Here is a 17,174-nt window from a genome sequence, read left to right as displayed (position 1 = left end):
ACCGTGGCACCGCATCAAAGGTTGCAGCGAATTAGCGCTGGGAAGCGTTTGGCCAGCCCGCTGTTGCAAAGCGGCCACAGTCTCAGCCAGTTTCAATTGAACGGGGAAAAACTTTTTGTCCTGCCGGTTGTGCAGTCATTGGCAGCTAGGGTTAATATGCGGCCGTGTAAGGAGCTGGATGTGCAACGGAATTTTTTGAAGACCGCCGCTTTTGCGACCCTCTCGCTGCTAGCTACGCCCGCTGCTGCCGCGACGCAGGCAGCGCCCGGGGCGGTCGCTGTCCAGTCGACCGCATCGGTACGTCCCGATGTCACCCAATTTTACCAGGTCCGCAAGAATCCGCCGGTCTGGTTCCGTGCGGGCCAGGCGGATGCGGGGCCTTTACTGGTTCAGATGCTTCGCGATTCCTCGATCGAGGGCTTTGCCCGCGGTCCGCAACTCGCCGGCGAAGTGGAAGGCGCGCTTGCCTCGGCACAGGGAGGAAATGCTGCGGCGGTCCAAGCCGCCGAGCGCGTGCTGTCCAACGCTTGGCTTCAATATGTCCAGTTCCTCCGGTCGCCGACGCCCGGGATGATCTACGGCGAGAAGTGGGTGACGCCGATCGTCCCCAATGCTTCGCAGGTGCTGGTTCCGGCCATGGCCGCGCCGTCGCTGTCGGCGCATATGAAGTCCGTCGCCGCGGTCAATCCAATCTACTCCTCGCTTCGCGATGCCGCGCTGGCCCAGGCGAAGCTGCCCAACGGTGGGACCGCTGCCAAATATGCTGCAAACCTCGAACGGGCCCGCTCTATTCCCGGCAAAGGCAAGTATGTCGTCGTCGACGCCGCCACCGCGCGCCTGTGGATGTATGAGGACGGCCGTCCGGTCGATTCCATGAAGGTCGTTGTCGGAATGCTCGACTTCGCAACCCCGATGATCGCAAGCGCAATTTGGTACACGACGTTCAATCCGTACTGGCATGTCCCGGATCACTTGGCGCGTCGGGCCGCTGCGAAGGTCATCAAGGAAGGTCAGCCCTATCTGAAGCGGGTGGGCTATGAGGTTGTCGACAGCTGGAGCGATAACGCAAAGGTGCTGCCGTGGGACAGCGTCGACTGGAAGGCGGTTGCTAACGGCACCGCGAGCGTGAAGCTTCGCCAACTTCCAGGCGGGGCAAATTCGATGGGCAGAATGAAGTTCAACTTCGCCAACAGCGAAGGCATCTACCTGCACGACACGCCTCAGAAAGAATATTTCAAGCGGTCTAATCGGCATCTCAGCAATGGTTGCATCCGGTTGGAGGACGCGAAGCGTTTCGCCGACTGGCTGTTCGGGCGCCCGGCTGCTGCGCCGACTGCGGCGGCGGAGCAGCATGTGCAGTTGCCGCAGGGCATTCCCGTCTTTGTGACGTACCTAACGGCCCAGCCTCAGTTGGGTGAGGTGGCTCTGGCATCGGACGTCTACGGTCGAGATGCACGGGCTAGCGCTCGCACTGCAGGAGTTCAGGCAGGCGCTGGTAACTGATTACTTCGATCAGGGATCAGCCGACCTCGCCTTGTGGCTCACTAGACTTCGCTTTCGCGTCTTTCTGCGATGCGTGACGAAGTAAAAACTGCGTAATTGAGCTGCTGGCACACGAAACCTTCCGCGCGCCGGCAACACCAATACGTATTAAGCGAACCTGGCGATCAATAGGTAGGGGTGGCGGCACGTGGTGTTTGCTAGCCTGAAGAGACGTGCCGAATTAGCTCATTAAAGGCGCCCGTTTTCTACCCAATTGCGTAATTAACGCAGTTTTGACGCTTGATTATTCAAATAACTAACGATTGTTAATAACAATCCGCATGCCGTTGCCAGGTGCTGGGTCGGCAGAGCGGAGGAAGCCATGTTAAAATTCAACGTGCTTATCGCGGCCATCTGCATTTCCAGTGGGCCCGCGCTGGCCGAGCCGGTCGTAGTTCGCGCCAATCCTCAGCCGGTTTTAACGGTTTACGTTGGCTTTGCGGACCTAAACCTCGCATCCTCGACCGACAGAGATTTGCTCCGGAAGCGGATCGGCCGAGCAGCAGCTGAGGTGTGCGACTATAGCTACGGCCCGACGACCTTGTATGAATATCGTGAAGCTCGGGGCTGCATGCGGACGTCACGGGCGGATGGGTATCGCCAGATGGAACAGTTGATTGCGATGCGATCAGCCGGAATTGCGTTGGCCGCATCCACCGTTGCGATACGCGGCAACTAGTGTCGAACGTTCACTGGATTCAGGCGGGACACTGGCCTGTTCTAGATGGCCCGTCGGCTGCTGAGTCGGCAGGCCTAGTTAAGCATTAAGAGTGCTTGGCCGACCCGCTAATTCAAATAAACAAGGATAGCGCTGGTGAGCCGTGCTGGATTCGAACCAGCGACCTACTGATTAAAAGTCAGTTGCTCTACCGACTGAGCTAACGGCCCTCGACCAGCGAGAGCGACCCGTTAGCGGGCGGGACGGCGCTTGCCAAGGCGCATCGCGAGTTGGCGGGGTGTCTTTTTCCCGTCGATCCGCCAATCGGGCGCAATTGCTGCGAGCGGACCCAGCACGAACTCCCGCTCGTCAAGGCGGGGGTGGGGGATGGTGAGCGTACGGGAGTGATACCTGTGGCCATCCCATGCGACCAAGTCGAGGTCGAGGACACGCGCCGACCAGCGTCTCCCTGGGCGGCGCCCGAATTCCCGCTCAATCGTCTTGACCGCCCCGAGCATCTCGCACGGCTCCAACCTGCTCTCGACCAGTGCGACGGCGTTGGCAAAGTCACGCCCCGCACCGCCGACCGCCTTGTTCAGGATGATCGGGGAGGCGTCGAAAAGAGTGAAGTCGGCATCAAGGCGGGCGATCGCAGCCTCCACTACGCCGGACGGCCGGCCGTAACGAACGTGGCGCCGGTTCGAACCGATCGCGACGGCATAGAGATGCGTTGCCTGAGCCATTGGCGCTCGCCTAGGCTCAACCCATGGATTTCACCAGCCCTGCCGACCTGTCGCCTCTTCCGAACGCGGAGGCGCCGCGTGATTGCCCGCTTTGCCCGCGACTCGTCGCGTTCCGAGAGGATTGCCGCGCGGAGCATCCTTCTTGGTGGAATGCGCCGGTCCCTGCTTTCGGCGACCCGGCGGCCTGGCTGGCAATCGTCGGCCTTGCGCCGGGCAAGCATGGTGCAAACCGGACGGGACGGCCGTTCACGGGCGATTACGCCGGCGACCTCCTTTACGCGACCATCGCAAAGTTTGGCCTTAGCGACGGCGAATATCGGGCGGATCGCGGCGACGGACTGCGCCTGAATGGCGCCATCATCCTCAACGCGGTTAAATGTCTGCCTCCGCAGAACAAGACGCTACCGGTCGAGGAATCGAATTGCCGTCCCTTCTTGATGACGGCGATCGACAACCTGCCTAACCTCGATACGTTCATCGCTCTCGGTAAGGTCGCCCACGATACGCTTTGCCGCAGTTTCGGAATCCCGGTCGCGAAGGCCCGTTTCGCGCATGGCGCCCAACACGAATTGCCCGGCGGCCGCCGGCTGATCGATAGCTATCATTGCAGCCGCTACAACCAGAATACTCGGCGTCTCGACGCACCAATGTTCGAAGACGTTTTTCGGGAGGCATGCGATGGCCGATGAACTGCGAACCGCCCGCCTTGTTCTGCGCCGGGCGACGATGGAGGACACCGGGGGGATGCACCGCGTGATGAGCGACCCGACGGCGATGCGCTACTGGTCGACCCCGCCGCACCGGTCGATGGACGAAACCGAACGCTGGATGCGGTCGATGGTTGATGCCGACCTCTCGATCAGCGATGATTTTATCGTCACCCTGGACGGTGCGCTGATCGGCAAGCTGGGTGCGTGGAAGCTACCGGAAATAGGCTTCCTGCTGGCGCGGGAAACATGGGGGCAAGGCTATGCCAGCGAAGCATTATCGGCGTTTCTCGAGCGTCGAAAAGCTGCCGGATCCGATCGCCTGACGGCAGACGTCGACCCGCGAAACGAACCCTCGCTGCGCCTCCTCCAAGGTCACGGCTTTGTCGAAACGTGTCGCGCGAAACGGACTTGGTTGGTCGGCGACGAATGGTGCGACAGCGTCTACCTCGAAGTGAAGCTGACCTAAATATCCTGAGTGAGGCGACCGTAGAGCTCCGGCCGGCGATCGCGGAAGAAGCCGAAGGCGGCGCGATGGCGCTTGGCCGCAGTGATGTCCAGCGTCGCCACCAGTACGCCTGTCTCGTCCGCACCGAACTCCGCCAGCAGGTCGCCCCGCTCGTCGCAGATGAAGCTGTGGCCGTAGAAGCGCTGGCCCTGCTCGGTCCCGATCCGGTTTGCTGCGACGACCGGCACGACGTTGCTGACCGCATGGCCGATCATCGCCCGGCGCCACAACCGCGAGGTATCGAGGTCGGGGTCGTGTGGTTCGGTGCCGATTGCGGTCGGGTATAACAGGATTTCCGCGCCCATCAGCATCATCGCCCGCGCCGTTTCGGGATACCACTGGTCCCAGCAGATGCCGACGCCCAACGTCGTCCCCGCACCCGGCCACACTTTGAAACCCGTGTTTCCCGGCCGGAAATAGAATTTCTCCTCATAGCCAGGTCCGTCGGGAATATGGCTCTTGCGATAGACGCCGGCTACCTTGCCATCTGGCCCAATCATGGCGAGCGAGTTGTAATGATGCGGGCCGTCAGCTTCGAAGAAGCTGGTCGGGATCCAGATATCCAGTTCGTCCGCCAGCTTCTGCATGGCAAGGACGGACGGATGCTCTCCGGTTGGTTTCGCCGTCGCGAACAGCCCTTCGTCCTCGACGCGGCAAAAATAGGGACCTTCGAATAATTCGGGCGGGAGTACGACCTCGGCCCCCTTGCCGGCTGCCTCGCGAACCAGTTCCGACACATTACTGATATTCTCGGCCGTATCTTCGCCGAACGCCAGTTGAAGGGCCGCGACCGTGATTTCCTGGCTCATGCTGGCACCTGCTGGCTGATGCAGTGAAAGCTTCCACCGCCGGTGAGGATATGGTCGGCGCGAAGGCCCACAGCGTTGCGATCGGGAAACAGCTCCTGGATCGCCTCAACCGCCAGCGCATCGTTCGGTGCGCCATAGAGCGGCACGACGACCGCCGCATTGCCGATATAGAAATTCATGTAGCTCGCCGGGATGATCTCGCCGTCCCGCTCGATCCTGCCGGGCGAGGGGATGGCGACCACGTCGAGGTCCGCATCGAGTAAAGTTTCCGCGGCGTCGGCATAGATCGCGGCGTTGGGATCGTCCGGAACCGCTTCGGGGATCGCGACCCGGCCCGGCCCTATGAAGCGCGCCAGGTTGTCGACATGCCCGTCCGTATGGTCGTTCTCCAGTCCGTCGCCGAGCCAGACGACGCGCGTCGCGCCGAGATCCTGCTTCAGCCGCTCCTCAACTTCTTCCTTGCCGAAACCCGGGTTCCGGTTCGGATTGAGCAGGCATTGCTCGGTGGTCAGGAAGGTTCCCGTCCCGTCGCCCTCGATCGCGCCGCCTTCAAGGATCCAGTCGGCCTTCGAATAGGGCAGAGACGCAAGTGCGGCGAGTCGCTCGCCGATGCTTTCGTCGCCTTCCAGCTCATATTTGCCGCCCCATCCGTTGAAGCCAAAGCCCTGGCCGCGGCGGTTGGTGCCCGTCCCGGCGACGATCGCGCCCGTGTCGCGCAACCAGATATCGCCGAACGGCTCAACGATCACCTTGGCGAACGGCGCAAGACTGCGCGCTGCGCCTGCGGCTGACTCATCAGCTGCGACCAGCCATACTTCTTCGCCCTTGCCGTCGGCGTGGACGGCGGCGGCAAAAGCGGCAACCTCGGCCTGCGCGGGGCCTAGGTCGTCTTCCCACAGGTCGGCGGCGCTGGGAAAGCCGATCCAGACGGCGTGGTGCGGAGCCCATTCGGGAAGTGGCAGGAAAGTCATGGGGAGGGCGCCTAGCAATCGACGGCCCATGCGCCAAGCACCACCTTGATTTTCGAGGTGTGATCGGCCCTAGTGCATGCGCCGAACCGGGGGGTGTAATGCGTTTAATTGTTCGCGCGATGTTGTTCGCGTCCGTTTCCGTTGCGGGTATTTGCGCCGAGGCCCAAACTCTCGAACAGGATGCCGCCGCGTTCGGCGCACGAGAAGCGGTCGCGGCGCCCGACTTATCTGCCGATGGCAGCACCGTGCTCTATCTCACGCCCGGCCCGGGTGCGAAGACCGTTGCCGTCACATCCAACCTCGTCTCCGGAAAAAGCGCGACAATTGTCAGTTCCGATGGAAACCCGGAAAGCTTGGGCGCTTGCCACTTTGTCAGCCCGACCCGCATCGTCTGCAACTTCGGTGGGCTGGTCGAGAACACTACCACAGGCGACTTGATCGGCTTCAATCGACTGGTGGCACTCAATACTGACGGCGGCGACGCAAAGCTGCTCGGCCGCTCGGAGTCGGTTTGGGATTCACGGCTTCGTCAGAACGACGGCTACATTATCGACTGGCTGGACGGGACCGACAACAGCGTCTTGATGAGCCGAGACTATGTCGCCGAGCAGGGAAAGATCGGCACGAACATCGTGCAGAAGAAGGACGGGCTGGGCGTCGACCGTCTCGATACTTTGACAGTTCGTGGCAAACCAGTTGAATCGCCTCGCGACGGCGCCGGCATGTATATGAGTGACGGGCGCGGCAATGTCCGCCTGATGGCCATCGTCGGTGCGCGGGACAGCGGCATGCTGACCGGCCGGGTCAAATATTTCTATCGTACGCCGCACTCTCGCGACTGGAAGCCGCTCGCAGAATCGGAAGATTACGACCTGCAACCGCTCGCGATCGATGCCGCATCAAACCAGCTTTACATGCTCAAGAAAAAGGAGGGGCGTGACGCCCTCTACACGGTGAAGCTGGACGGCAGCCTGGCCACGTCGCTGGTCGCCGAAAATGCGCGGGTCGATATCGACGATGTCGTACGATTTGGCGGTGGTCAGCGCGTGATTGGCTACACCTTCGCCGAAGAAAAGCGGAAGACCGTCTATTTCGACCCGGAATTCCGCGGCCTCGCCTCCTCCTTGTCCAAGGCACTGCCGCATCTTCCGCTAGTCGAGTTCGTCGACGCCAGTCCGGACGGTCAGAAATTGCTGGTTTTTGCGGGCAGCGACAATGATCCGGGCCGCTACTATCTATTCGACCGGACTGCGAAGAGCCTCAACGAGGCAATGCTGGCACGGCCAGGCCTTGAGGGCCGCACGCTCGCCACGGTCAAGCCGGTGACCATCCCCGCGGCCGATGGCGCGTCGATTCCAGCTTATCTGACCCTGCCACCGGGCAAGGAAGCCAAGAACCTTCCGGCAGTTGTCCTTCCGCACGGCGGCCCGTCGGCTCGCGACGAATGGGGTTTCGACTGGCTCGCCCAGTTCCTCGCAGCGCGGGGTTATGCCGTGCTGCAGCCGCAATACCGCGGGTCGGCGGGCTTTGGTGACGCCTGGCTCAACGAGAACGGATATCGCAACTGGCGGACGTCGATTGGTGACATCACGTCATCCGCCCGGTGGCTATCCTCGCAGGGCATCGCTGACCCCGGCAAGCTCGCTATCGTCGGCTGGTCCTATGGAGGCTATGCGGCCTTGCAGTCGGCTGCGACGGAGCCGTCGCTCTATAAGGCGGCCGTGGCTATTGCGCCGGTGACCGATCTTGCGCAACTGAAGTTGGATTCCAGGAATTTCACCAACTCGCGGTTGCGGGATCGGCAAATCGGCTCGGGCCCGCACGTTGCGGAAGGCTCCCCGATAAAAAATGTTACTGCGATCCAGGCCCCGGTGCTGCTCGTCCACGGCGATATGGACGCCAACGTCCGCTACGCGCATTCGCAGCGAATGGACTCGGCTTTAAGGGCAGCTGGCAAGAGCAGCGAATTGCTCTCGTTAAAGGGCCTCGACCACCATCTCGATGACGGCACGGCCCGGGCTCAGATGCTGACCCGCATTGGGTTGCTGCTCGATCGGACGATTGGCAAATAAGCATAAAAAAGGGGCGGTCCCGATTGGAACCGCCCCATTTTTTGTAAGCCAGTAGAACCGATTAGCGCGAATAGAATTCGACGACCAGGTTCGGCTCCATCTTCACCGGGTAGGGAACTTCATCAAGCGTCGGGACGCGCGCGAAGGTCACCTTGGAGTTGCCGTCCGGCGAGACGTAGTCGGGAATGTCGCGCTCGGCCAAGCTCTGCGCTTCGAGAACCAGCGCCATTTCCTGGGCCTTGGGTCCCAATTCGATGACATCGTTCAGGTCAACGCGGCGGCTGGCGATGTTGCACTTCACGCCGTTTACGCGGATGTGGCCGTGGCTGACCAGCTGGCGCGCGGCCCAGATCGTCGGCGCGAACTTGGCGCGGTAAACGATCATGTCGAGGCGGCGCTCGAGCAGGCCGATCAGGTTCTGGCTGGCGTCACCCTTCATCTTCGATGCTTCGAAGAAGGTGCGCTTGAACTGCTTCTCGGTAACGTCGCCGTAATAACCCTTCAGCTTCTGCTTGGCGCGCAGTTGGATGCCGAAGTCCGACACCTTGCTCTTGCGGCGCTGGCCATGCTGGCCGGGGCCATATTCGCGGCGGTTGACCGGGCTCTTGGGACGTCCGAAGACGTTTTCGCCCATGCGGCGGTCGAGCTTATACTTGGCGCTGCTGCGCTTCGACATGTGTTATCTCCAATTTGCTTCACTCATGTCCGGACCGCACCGCCTGGCCATTTGCCAGCCGCGACCACCGCTTCACCGGACGTGCAGGGTCAATTGCGAGCCGCGCGCCTAGCGGAGCGGCCCGGCATCGTCAAGTTTCGTGCCGCTCAATCGGGACGGCCGCGCTTCAGTTGGCCGCCACCGCTGGTCAAGCTGTTATTAGCCTCGTTTTGCTCGCGGCAAGTCTCGCAGCTTCGGCCCGAACGATTCAGCGTTGAGGCAGGCGGGGCGGATTGCCGCACCGATGCTGTGATCGCATTCGAATCTCCCAAAACGAAAATTGGGCTGGTGCGGTCCGCCGAGGCGGATTTCAGCTGGAAGTGACGGAGGGCGACCCAGCGACTTTGGCCCGCCGGCAGGCGGCCGAGACGTGCGGGCTGCGCTTCCCCATTGATACCATTGGCAATTGCCCGTGCCGAGACGAGGATTGGGCCATCAGCGCGATAGCCCCCCTCATTGGCCACAAGGACATGAAGTGTGTCGCCGTCCAGCCGCATCTCCTTGATAGCCAGGTCCGGAAACATTCGGTCGTCGGCATTAAGATGCCATTGTGACAGCGTCCGGTTTTCGCCTGCCATCGGACCTTGGGGAGGATCGATGCCGTAGACGATGTCGGGATTCCCCTGCGCGGCGGCGGCAAGGAAGGCGAGAAGAAGAGTGGCGGACATCGGCCTGTCTCCCTTTGCTGGGACGGCCTTAATGATGCGCCTCTCTTTGGCGGCCTGCAAGCCACTCGACAGTCGGCGGCTCGCCGTTACAAGGCCGGCATGGATCCTGAAGATTGCAAGACGATGGTCGATGTTCGCGCGGGCGTCGACGAAGTCGACCGCCAGGTTGTGGCGTTGCTCGCCCGCCGGTTTGGCTACATGGACGCAGCAGCGCGCATCAAGCCTGATCGCGAGGCGGTGCGTGACGAATGGCGCAAGGCCGACGTCCTCGCCAAGGTTGATGCAGCGGCCGAACAATTGGGTGTCGATCGCCGGCTCATGGCGCGGTTATACGAGGATCTCATCGAGACCTCGATTGCGCATGAATTTGAAGAATTCGACCGCCGACGCTCATAGAGCGGCCGGCAGTTCAACCGGGCTTAGCCTTCGGATTTCTTGCGCAGGGCCCATTCTTCGGCCGTCAGGCAAACCCGCGTGCCACCCAACCGGGACTCCGTCGCGCCTTCGCGCTTGCAAATCTTGCGCTGCTTGGTGGCCGGCTTGGCAGCCGCAGGCGCCGGAGTCGCGACGGAACCGGCGTCCGCAGCAGGGGCGGGCGTCGACGTGGAGTTTTCCGGGGCGCCGGCAAGCAGAAACAAGCTGAGGAGGACGGTAATCATTGGTTTTTCCTGGCAGATTCGACGAACAAAGGATGCCTTTAAGCAGCAGCGTTTGAGAATTTGAATAGCAGCTAACTGTTTTTCGACGAACGGATGGTTGTCAGCGCCCGGAGCATTCCGCGAAGCGCATTAATTTCGCGGCTCGACCATTGCGGTTTAGTCAGGATTGTCCGGATAGTTGCTCGTGTCGCGGGCGTTCGTTCGGGTGGATAGTAATAACCCGCATTTTCCAGCGATTCGTCAAACTGTCCGATCAGGCCTTCAAGGTCGGCCATTGGGGCAGGCGGCTCGATTTCCTTGGCGGTGGGTTGCGCAAGGTCCGCCCCTCGCGACCATTCATAGGCCAGCAGGATGACGGCCTGGGCCAGGTTCAGGCTACCGAATTCGGGATTGATGGGCACGGTGACGATGCGATTGGCGAGTGCTACATCTTCGCTTTCGAGGCCCGAGCGTTCCGGCCCGAACAGGATGGCCGCCCTGCCCGCGGTCGCCCAGATTTCGCGCGCCATTTCTTCCGGCCCTACGACCGGCATGATGAGGTCACGTCGCCGGACCGTCGATGCGAACACCAAGCCGCAATCCGCGATGGCGTCGGCGACCGTGTCGAAAATTTGGGCCTTTTCCAACACTAGGTCTGCGCCGCTCGCTGCGGGGCCGGCGTCTGGGTTCGGCCAACCGTCGCGCGGCGCTACCAGCCGCAACTCGGTCAGGCCGAAGTTGAGCATCGCCCGCGCCGCCTTACCGATATTCTGGCCGAGTTGCGGGCGAACGAGGACGACGACCGGCGGCATGCTGGTCAAAGCAGCTTGTCCTGCTCGCCCGGGGGCGTTTCCTGGCCGACGCGCTCGGCAATCTCGGCGAAATCGCCCGGCTCGCTGAAGTCCTTGTAAATGCTGGCGAAGCGAATGTAGGCGACATGGTCCAGCGCCTTCAGGCCGACCATTACCGCCTCGCCAATGGCGACCGTGGTGACCTCGTCGCCGCGAGTTTCCAGCTGCCTCTGCACGCCGCTGATCAGCTGATCTATCTTGGCCGGATCGATATCGCGCTTGCGGCAACTGTGGCCAATGGCGCGTTCAAGCTTAGCCCGGTCGAAGGGCTCCCGCTTTCCATCCTTCTTCACGACCGTCAGTTCGCGAAGCTGGACGCGCTCAAACGTGGTAAAGCGCGCGCCGCAGCCTTCGCATTGCCGCCGACGCCGGATGGCCGCACCGTCTTCCGACGGGCGGCTGTCCTTCACCTGGCTGTCTTCATGGGCACAAAATGGACAGCGCAACGGTCAGCCCTGGTATATAGGAAAGCGGGCGCACAGCGCGCGGACGCGGGCGTTAACCGCATTCTCGATTTCGCTGTTTCCGTCGATGCCATTCTTCTGCAGGCCTTCCAGGACGTCGGCGACCATGTCGGCGATCTCGCGGAATTCCGCTTCGCCAAAGCCGCGCGTGGTTCCGGCCGGCGAGCCAACGCGAATGCCGCTGGTCTGCATCGGGGGGAGGGGGTCGAACGGAACGCCGTTCTTGTTGCAGGTGATCCCTGCATGCTCGAGGCTTTGGTCTGCGTCCTTGCCGGTCAGTCCAAGCGGACGGAGGTCTACCAGCGCGAGATGGGTATCTGTGCCGCCGGCCACCAGGTCGGCTCCGCGCTCCTTCAACCGGCTAGCGAGCGTCTGCGCGTTCCTGATCACTGCCTTCGCGTAAGATTTGAAACCCGGCTCCAGCGCTTCGCCAAAGGCTACCGCCTTGGCTGCGATGACGTGCATCAGTGGCCCGCCCTGAAGGCCCGGGAATACCGCCGAGTTAATCTTTTTCGCAATGGCCTCGTCATCGGTCAAAACCATCCCGCCCCGCGGACCCCGTAGCGTCTTGTGCGTCGTTGTCGTGACGACATGCGCATGGCCGAATGGCGTCGGATGTTCGCCCGCGGCGACCAAGCCGGCAAAATGGGCCATGTCGACCATCAGGTAGGCACCGACCTCATCCGCGATGGCGCGAAACTTCGCGAAATCGAGATGACGAGGATAGGCTGAGCCACCGGCAATGATCAGCTTGGGCCGGTGCTCCTTGGCCAGTGCCATCACCTCGTCGAAATCGACCAAGTGATTGTCGGCGCGGACGCCATACTGGATCGCATTGAACCATTTGCCCGATTGGGCGGGAGGCGCGCCGTGGGTCAGGTGGCCACCGGCGGCGAGGCTCATTCCCAAGATCGTGTCGTTGGGCTTGAGCAGCGCCATCATCACCGCGCCATTGGCCTGTGCACCAGAGTGCGGCTGGACGTTGGCGAAGCCGCAGCCAAACAGCTGCTTGGCGCGCTCGATGGCGAGCGATTCTACCGCGTCGGAAGGCTCGCAGCCCTGATAGTAACGGCGACCAGGATATCCTTCCGCATACTTATTTGTGAGGACAGATCCCTGCGCCTCCAGCACAGCGCGGCTGACGATGTTTTCGGAGGCAATCAGCTCAATTTGCGTCTGCTCGCGGACCAGCTCCGCCTTGATCGCTTCGGCCACCTTGGGGTCCGCTTCGGCAAGGCGCTGGGTGAAGAATCCCAGCGGCTGGACGTCGGTCAGGTCGGGGGCGGTAGCCATCAGTCGGAGTCCTCTAGGAGGTTTGAGAGTTGGTCGATGCGGCGCTGGTGGCGTCCGCCGGCGAAGTTGGTTTCGAGAAAAGCCGAAACGCATGCTTTGGCCATGTCACTGCCGATCAGGCGTGCGCCGAGCGCCAGCACGTTGGCGTCATTATGTTCGCGGGCGAGCGCGGCGGAGAGCGGATCATCAACGCGGGCACAGCGGCATTGCGGGTTGCGGTTAACGGCGATCGAAATCCCTATTCCCGACCCGCAGACGACGACGCCACGATCGGCATCGCCACTGGCGACCGCCGTGGCAAGCTTTGTCCCAAATTCGGGATAATCCACGCTTTCGGGTCCATTAGTGCCGAGGTCGGTAACGGCGTGCCCGGCTTCTCTCAGCCAGGCAACAAGTTCGTCTTTCAGCAGATAGCCAGCATGGTCGGCCGCAAGTGCAATTCGCATGGCCGTCCCGTAGGCCAAGTACTCGGGATTCGCCAGCATCAAGCGGCCGTTGTAGCGGCCATTGTCTTTATTTGTGTGAACCGGCCTGCGAGGGCGTCAAATAAGTTTGCGTCCCCGGTGCCGACTAACAGCTCAACATTGTCGAAACGCGACTTATCGTTGAAATTATAGCTGCCGACCCATGATGTCCGGCGCCCACCGCCCTCAATCAGCAAAAATTTCGCATGCATCGGCAGATCGTTCGGATCAGCAACCCGTCGAACAGCCGCGCCTGCCTCGGAGAGGATTTGGATGGCCTTTTCGCTGACCCGACGGGTCGTGTCGTGAACGAGTAGATCAACTTTGCCTCCGCGGCGCGCGCATCTTGCCAGCGCCCACGTCAGCGGGCCCTTTTTCAGGTGCGAGATAGCGCCGCGGATATGGGCTCCCCGCCCTAACAGGGCGATCGTTGGCTCTACTACCAGGTTACGCAGGCGTGGATAAAAGTACAGGCGGGTGTCGCCATCCGTAGCGGGCAACCAGGACATATACCGGAGCCACTTCGACTCGATCGTGGCCATTCGATCGACCATTCCTCTAAGCGCTCGCGTAAGCTTCGGACGTTCGATTCCGATGAGGAGGTTATGTCCGCGGTCCTGATCGCCGATTTCGGCGATTACGTCGGGGTCTTCGGGTTCATCCCCGGAAGGGTTAAATGAGCCGATCCAGCCAATGTCTGGATGAGAAAAAGCATAAATTTTGGCATGGATGTGGCCTTTTTCACCGCGCCCCCCGCGGCTTGAAGAGACGTGAAGGCCGCCGCCAAGACCATGCTGGCGAAGCATCGCGATGACGGCGTCGTTTGCACGAGGTTGCCGCGGGTGTTCTTCCAGCACCAGTTGCACTGCGACGCCACGGTCGCTTGCCCGCATCAGTGATTCTGCAAGCGCACGATCGCGAAAATAGTAGGTCATCCAGTCGATGCGGCTGCCGGGCGGCGAAGCATCAACATAGGACTGGAGCAAGTTTCGGAGGCGTCGGGGCTGGAGATCCGGCCCGCCGAACTCGACGCGACCCAGACTCATGATCAACCTACTTTGCCGAGCAAGCGGGATATAAGTCGCTTCCTGCGTGGCGACGGCAGCGAGCGGATCGCTTCGCCGATTGCGACTGCTCGCGCCTGTCCGATCATGTCGCGCCCGACATCGAGCAGGCGGGCCGCCAGATCCGCCTTGCCGTATGCAACAAGGGCGACCACCGCGCGTAAAACGGATTGCCCGCCGTCGGACTTTCCAATTTCCAAGACGAGAGCTTCCCTGCGGAAAAAAATGGCGTCGGCGTAAGCCAACCGACCCGATCGTTCCCCCTCGCGCAAGCCAGCATTGCGAATGCCGAATGAATTATCGGCGCGATAACGCTTCAACTTGAGAAGGTCGATCAGTTCGAATCCCTGCGCATTCATAAATGCCTCAATGTCCGCAAACAGCGGCTGGCCCTTGTATCGTGCGAAGAACGACACTTCGATTTCGGCAAGGATGACAGATTGTAAAGCCGACCGCGCGCCTTTCAGCACGAGCAGTTCGCTACCCTGCGTATCGACCTTCAGAACGTCCGGTTTGAAGCCGTCGCGTTTTGCGAGGTCATCTAGTCGCTCGATCTTGACCATCTCGCTCGCAGTCACAGCGCTGTCGCCTGACTTTTTCCTGTAACGACCAAACTGCTCCGGATCGGGCTCGAGGAACGACGACATGTTGACCATTTCGGTCAAAAAGAGTTCCGCCTCGCCCGCCGCCTCTCCAAGCGCGACCGGGTAAACCCGCGTCGCGCCACGTCCGAAGCTACCAGTGGCAGCGGCTTCGCGGGGATCAAACAGGATGTTCGAAAGCAGAGGGCGGAAGTCGTCCCATCGGCTATGTGTTCCGCCAGCGGACCCGACGTCAACCAGCGTCAGCGTTAGGTCCGCGGGGAGTGCCTCGATGAGGCTGGAAACCTGCACGAGCGGTCAGGCCGCCTTGCGAAATTCGAGTTCCAGCCGGCCCCAGATCTCGACAAGCGCCGTCGTAAGTTCCGCCATCATGGCTTCGCTGTGCGTCGGCCCGGGTGTAAAGCGCAGGCGTTCGGTTCCGCGCGGAACCGTCGGGAAATTGATTGGCTGGACGTAAAGACCATATTCGGCGAGCAGGATGTCGCTGATCCGCTTCGCCTTGACCGGGCACCCAACCAGCAACGGCACGATGTGCGTCACGCTCTCCATGACCGGCAGGCCCGCGTCCCGGAACCGTGCCTTTAGGCTAGTCGCCCCTGCCTGCTGGGCGAGCCGCTCTTCGTTAGATTGCTTCAGGTGCCGAACGGACGCGAGCGCTCCGGCTACCAGCACGGGCGACAGGCTGGTCGTGAAGATGAAGCCGGGCGCGTAGGAGCGGATGCAGTCGATGATCGTCCGGTCCGCGGCGATGTAGCCGCCCATCACGCCGAACGCCTTGCCGAGCGTTCCTTCTATGATGGTCACCCGATCGGCGACTTGGTCGCGCTCCGAAATTCCGCCGCCATGATCGCCATACATGCCGACCGCGTGGACTTCGTCCAAGTAGGTGAGGGCGCCATACTTGTCCGCAAGATCGCAGATTTCTCCGATCGGCGCGACATCGCCGTCCATCGAATAGACGCTTTCAAACGCGATTAGCTTGGGTGTTTCCGGAGCTTCCTCGCGAAGCAGTTGCTCGAGATGTTCGAGATCGTTGTGCCGGAATACTCGCTTCTCGCAACCAGAACTGCGGATGCCGGCGATCATCGAAGCGTGGTTGAGTTCATCCGAAAAGATGACGCAGCCGGGTAACAGCTTGCCGAGCGTCGAGAGCGCGGCCTCGTTCGACACATAACCGGAGGTAAACAGTAGGGCCGCCTGCTTGGCGTGAAGATCCGCGAGCTCGGCTTCCAGGTCCACGTGATAGTGAGTATTGCCGCCAATATTGCGTGTTCCTCCCGAACCGGCGCCGACGCTGTGCAGGGCTTCTTCCATCGCAGTGACGACGGCCGGGTGCTGGCCCATGCCCAGATAGTCGTTGGAGCACCACACCGTGATCGGCTTGGGCCCGTTATGCCCGTGGAAGCAGTGAGCGTTGGGAAAGCTGCCCTTGGTCCGCAGGATGTCGATGAAGACGCGATAGCGCCCCTCATCGTGCAGGCGATCGATCGCCGCCTTGAATATCCGGTCGTAGTCCACGCTAATCCCTTCGCTCGTCGCGCCTTTACCGTTGGAGGCGGGCGATTTCCATTGCGAACGACTCGCAACTATTCACAGAATGACCACCGTATTTAGGCCAAATCCGGCGAGTGACGTCACCAATTGCTTCGGTGGCGGTGCGGTGAAGACCGCAATGCCGTCAGGAGCGCTTTCCGGCCAGGCCTGTCCTTTGGTGAGAGAGGAAATCCGGCGCGCGATGCCCGGGCCACCGTCGACCTGCGTGACGTTTGGCAGTGCTTCCGACAACTCGTCGGCCAACAGGGGGAAATGGGTGCAGGCGAGGACCACAACGTCGAGCTCATGGCCGCGCGGATGGTCGAGCATGGCTTCGACCGCCCGGTGAACATCTTCGGCGGCGACCGCCACCCCTGCCAATTTCGCTTCCGCCAGCTCGACGAGCTCGGGGCTGCCGTGCCGAATGACCGTGCAGTCGGAGGCGAACCGATCGGCCAGGTCATCCACATAGGGCTGACGGACGGTCGCCTCAGTGCCCAGCACGCCGATCACTCGCGATAGCGACAGCTCGGCTGCTGGCTTGATCGCCGGAACAGTGCCAACGACGGGAATTTCCAGCGCTGCGCGGACATGGTCGAGCGCAATGGTCGAGGCGGTGTTGCAGGCTATGACAGCCAGCCGGGGGTGGAAGCGTTCAACCAACCTACCAAGCAATGCGGGGACACGAGCCGCAATCTCCTGTTCGGAGCGGGTACCGTAGGGAAATGCAGCGTTATCGGCCGCGTAAACGATCGGAGCGTTTGGCAGCAGAGCCCGCGTTGGTCCCAGAACTGACAAGCCGCCGACACCTGAATCGAAAAAGAGAATAGGAGCGGATGGATCCATCGGCGACGGGCTAGGGCCAAGTGCGG

20 protein-coding genes and 1 tRNA gene are annotated in these 17,174 nt (G+C 61.6%); 6 read left to right on the top strand and 15 right to left on the bottom strand.

Features of this window, described 5'->3' with window-relative positions:
• The first annotated feature begins 180 nt into the window (after window positions 1–180).
• Entirely contained in the window at window positions 181–1,503 is a 1,323-nt protein-coding gene (locus D3M59_RS02175) for a L,D-transpeptidase family protein (RefSeq protein ID WP_158581921.1), read from the top strand.
• Between the two features lie 361 nt (window positions 1,504–1,864).
• Window positions 1,865–2,221: a UrcA family protein gene (locus tag D3M59_RS02170; protein ID WP_119531167.1), complete on the top strand. Its 357-nt coding sequence runs from the start codon at window positions 1,865–1,867 to the stop codon at window positions 2,219–2,221.
• Window positions 2,222–2,354: 133 nt separating this feature from the next.
• Here D3M59_RS02170 and D3M59_RS02165 read toward each other — a convergent pair.
• A tRNA-Lys gene (locus D3M59_RS02165) sits at window positions 2,355–2,430 on the bottom strand.
• A gap of 21 nt (window positions 2,431–2,451) precedes the next feature.
• Window positions 2,452–2,943, bottom strand: coding sequence for a 2-amino-4-hydroxy-6-hydroxymethyldihydropteridine diphosphokinase (folK, locus tag D3M59_RS02160; protein WP_119531165.1), 492 nt, complete (start codon window positions 2,941–2,943; stop codon window positions 2,452–2,454).
• A 23-nt stretch (window positions 2,944–2,966) separates the two neighbouring features.
• Between folK and D3M59_RS02155 the strand changes: the two genes are divergently transcribed.
• Window positions 2,967–3,632 (top strand): uracil-DNA glycosylase, encoded by a 666-nt coding sequence (locus D3M59_RS02155; protein ID WP_119531163.1) that lies wholly within the window; start codon window positions 2,967–2,969, stop codon window positions 3,630–3,632.
• On the top strand, window positions 3,622–4,119 hold the full coding sequence (locus tag D3M59_RS02150) for a GNAT family N-acetyltransferase (protein ID WP_119531161.1): 498 nt from the start codon (window positions 3,622–3,624) through the stop codon (window positions 4,117–4,119). Before D3M59_RS02155 ends, D3M59_RS02150 begins: the two co-directional genes overlap by 11 nt.
• Here D3M59_RS02150 and aguB read toward each other — a convergent pair.
• Both aguB and D3M59_RS02140 read right to left on the bottom strand, forming a co-directional pair.
• Window positions 4,116–4,967 carry an N-carbamoylputrescine amidase gene (aguB, locus tag D3M59_RS02145; RefSeq protein WP_119531159.1) on the bottom strand — a complete coding sequence of 284 codons (852 nt, stop codon included), beginning with the start codon at window positions 4,965–4,967 and terminating at the stop codon, window positions 4,116–4,118. The two genes, D3M59_RS02150 and aguB, sit on opposite strands and share 4 nt — an antisense overlap.
• Window positions 4,964–5,938, bottom strand: a complete 975-nt coding sequence (locus D3M59_RS02140) for an agmatine deiminase family protein (RefSeq protein WP_119531157.1) — start codon at window positions 5,936–5,938, stop codon at window positions 4,964–4,966. The genes aguB and D3M59_RS02140 overlap by 4 nt, the downstream gene beginning before the upstream one ends.
• Window positions 5,939–6,036: 98 nt before the next feature.
• Here D3M59_RS02140 and D3M59_RS02135 point away from each other — a divergent pair, with 98 nt between their 5' ends.
• Window positions 6,037–8,010 (top strand): S9 family peptidase, encoded by a 1,974-nt coding sequence (locus D3M59_RS02135; RefSeq protein ID WP_199662342.1) that lies wholly within the window; start codon window positions 6,037–6,039, stop codon window positions 8,008–8,010.
• A gap of 61 nt (window positions 8,011–8,071) precedes the next feature.
• On the opposite strand, the gene rpsD is transcribed toward D3M59_RS02135, so the two are convergent.
• Window positions 8,072–8,686, bottom strand: a complete 615-nt coding sequence (rpsD, locus tag D3M59_RS02130; RefSeq protein WP_119531153.1) for a 30S ribosomal protein S4 — start codon at window positions 8,684–8,686, stop codon at window positions 8,072–8,074.
• Between the two features lie 146 nt (window positions 8,687–8,832).
• Window positions 8,833–9,393, bottom strand: a complete 561-nt coding sequence (locus D3M59_RS02125; protein WP_147416676.1) for a hypothetical protein — start codon at window positions 9,391–9,393, stop codon at window positions 8,833–8,835.
• Between the two features lie 99 nt (window positions 9,394–9,492).
• On the opposite strand from D3M59_RS02125, the gene D3M59_RS02120 reads away from it, so the two are divergent.
• Window positions 9,493–9,789, top strand: a complete 297-nt coding sequence (locus D3M59_RS02120; protein ID WP_119532823.1) for a chorismate mutase — start codon at window positions 9,493–9,495, stop codon at window positions 9,787–9,789.
• 23 nt (window positions 9,790–9,812) lie between these two features.
• On the opposite strand, the gene D3M59_RS02115 is transcribed toward D3M59_RS02120, so the two are convergent.
• From D3M59_RS02115 to murI, 9 genes are all read right to left on the bottom strand, one after another.
• Window positions 9,813–10,052, bottom strand: coding sequence for a hypothetical protein (locus D3M59_RS02115; protein ID WP_119531149.1), 240 nt, complete (start codon window positions 10,050–10,052; stop codon window positions 9,813–9,815).
• A gap of 71 nt (window positions 10,053–10,123) precedes the next feature.
• The gene (locus tag D3M59_RS02110) at window positions 10,124–10,843 is read right to left on the bottom strand and encodes an RNA methyltransferase (RefSeq protein WP_119531147.1); all 720 of its coding nucleotides are present in this window, start codon (window positions 10,841–10,843) and stop codon (window positions 10,124–10,126) included.
• A gap of 5 nt (window positions 10,844–10,848) precedes the next feature.
• Window positions 10,849–11,328 (bottom strand): transcriptional regulator NrdR, encoded by a 480-nt coding sequence (nrdR, locus tag D3M59_RS02105; protein WP_119531145.1) that lies wholly within the window; start codon window positions 11,326–11,328, stop codon window positions 10,849–10,851.
• Window positions 11,329–11,331: 3 nt separating this feature from the next.
• On the bottom strand, window positions 11,332–12,639 hold the full coding sequence (gene glyA, locus D3M59_RS02100) for a serine hydroxymethyltransferase (protein WP_119531143.1): 1,308 nt from the start codon (window positions 12,637–12,639) through the stop codon (window positions 11,332–11,334).
• On the bottom strand, window positions 12,639–13,085 hold the full coding sequence (rpiB, locus tag D3M59_RS02095; protein WP_119532822.1) for a ribose 5-phosphate isomerase B: 447 nt from the start codon (window positions 13,083–13,085) through the stop codon (window positions 12,639–12,641). Before rpiB ends, glyA begins: the two co-directional genes overlap by 1 nt.
• Window positions 13,086–13,123: 38 nt before the next feature.
• The gene (locus tag D3M59_RS02090) at window positions 13,124–14,149 is read right to left on the bottom strand and encodes a phospholipase D-like domain-containing protein (protein WP_119531141.1); all 1,026 of its coding nucleotides are present in this window, start codon (window positions 14,147–14,149) and stop codon (window positions 13,124–13,126) included.
• Between the two features lie 2 nt (window positions 14,150–14,151).
• Window positions 14,152–15,060 carry an FkbM family methyltransferase gene (locus D3M59_RS02085; protein ID WP_119531139.1) on the bottom strand — a complete coding sequence of 303 codons (909 nt, stop codon included), beginning with the start codon at window positions 15,058–15,060 and terminating at the stop codon, window positions 14,152–14,154.
• A 6-nt stretch (window positions 15,061–15,066) separates the two neighbouring features.
• Window positions 15,067–16,287: a 5-aminolevulinate synthase gene (gene hemA / locus D3M59_RS02080; protein ID WP_119531137.1), complete on the bottom strand. Its 1,221-nt coding sequence runs from the start codon at window positions 16,285–16,287 to the stop codon at window positions 15,067–15,069.
• A gap of 72 nt (window positions 16,288–16,359) precedes the next feature.
• Window positions 16,360–17,148, bottom strand: a complete 789-nt coding sequence (murI, locus tag D3M59_RS02075) for a glutamate racemase (protein WP_119531135.1) — start codon at window positions 17,146–17,148, stop codon at window positions 16,360–16,362.
• Window positions 17,149–17,174: the final 26 nt, after the last annotated feature.

The sequence above is a fragment of the Sphingomonas edaphi genome, assembly GCF_003583725.1.
Taxonomy (GTDB): Bacteria; Pseudomonadota; Alphaproteobacteria; order Sphingomonadales; family Sphingomonadaceae; genus Sphingomicrobium; species Sphingomicrobium edaphi.
This window is presented reverse-complemented; position numbering and strand designations above follow the sequence as displayed.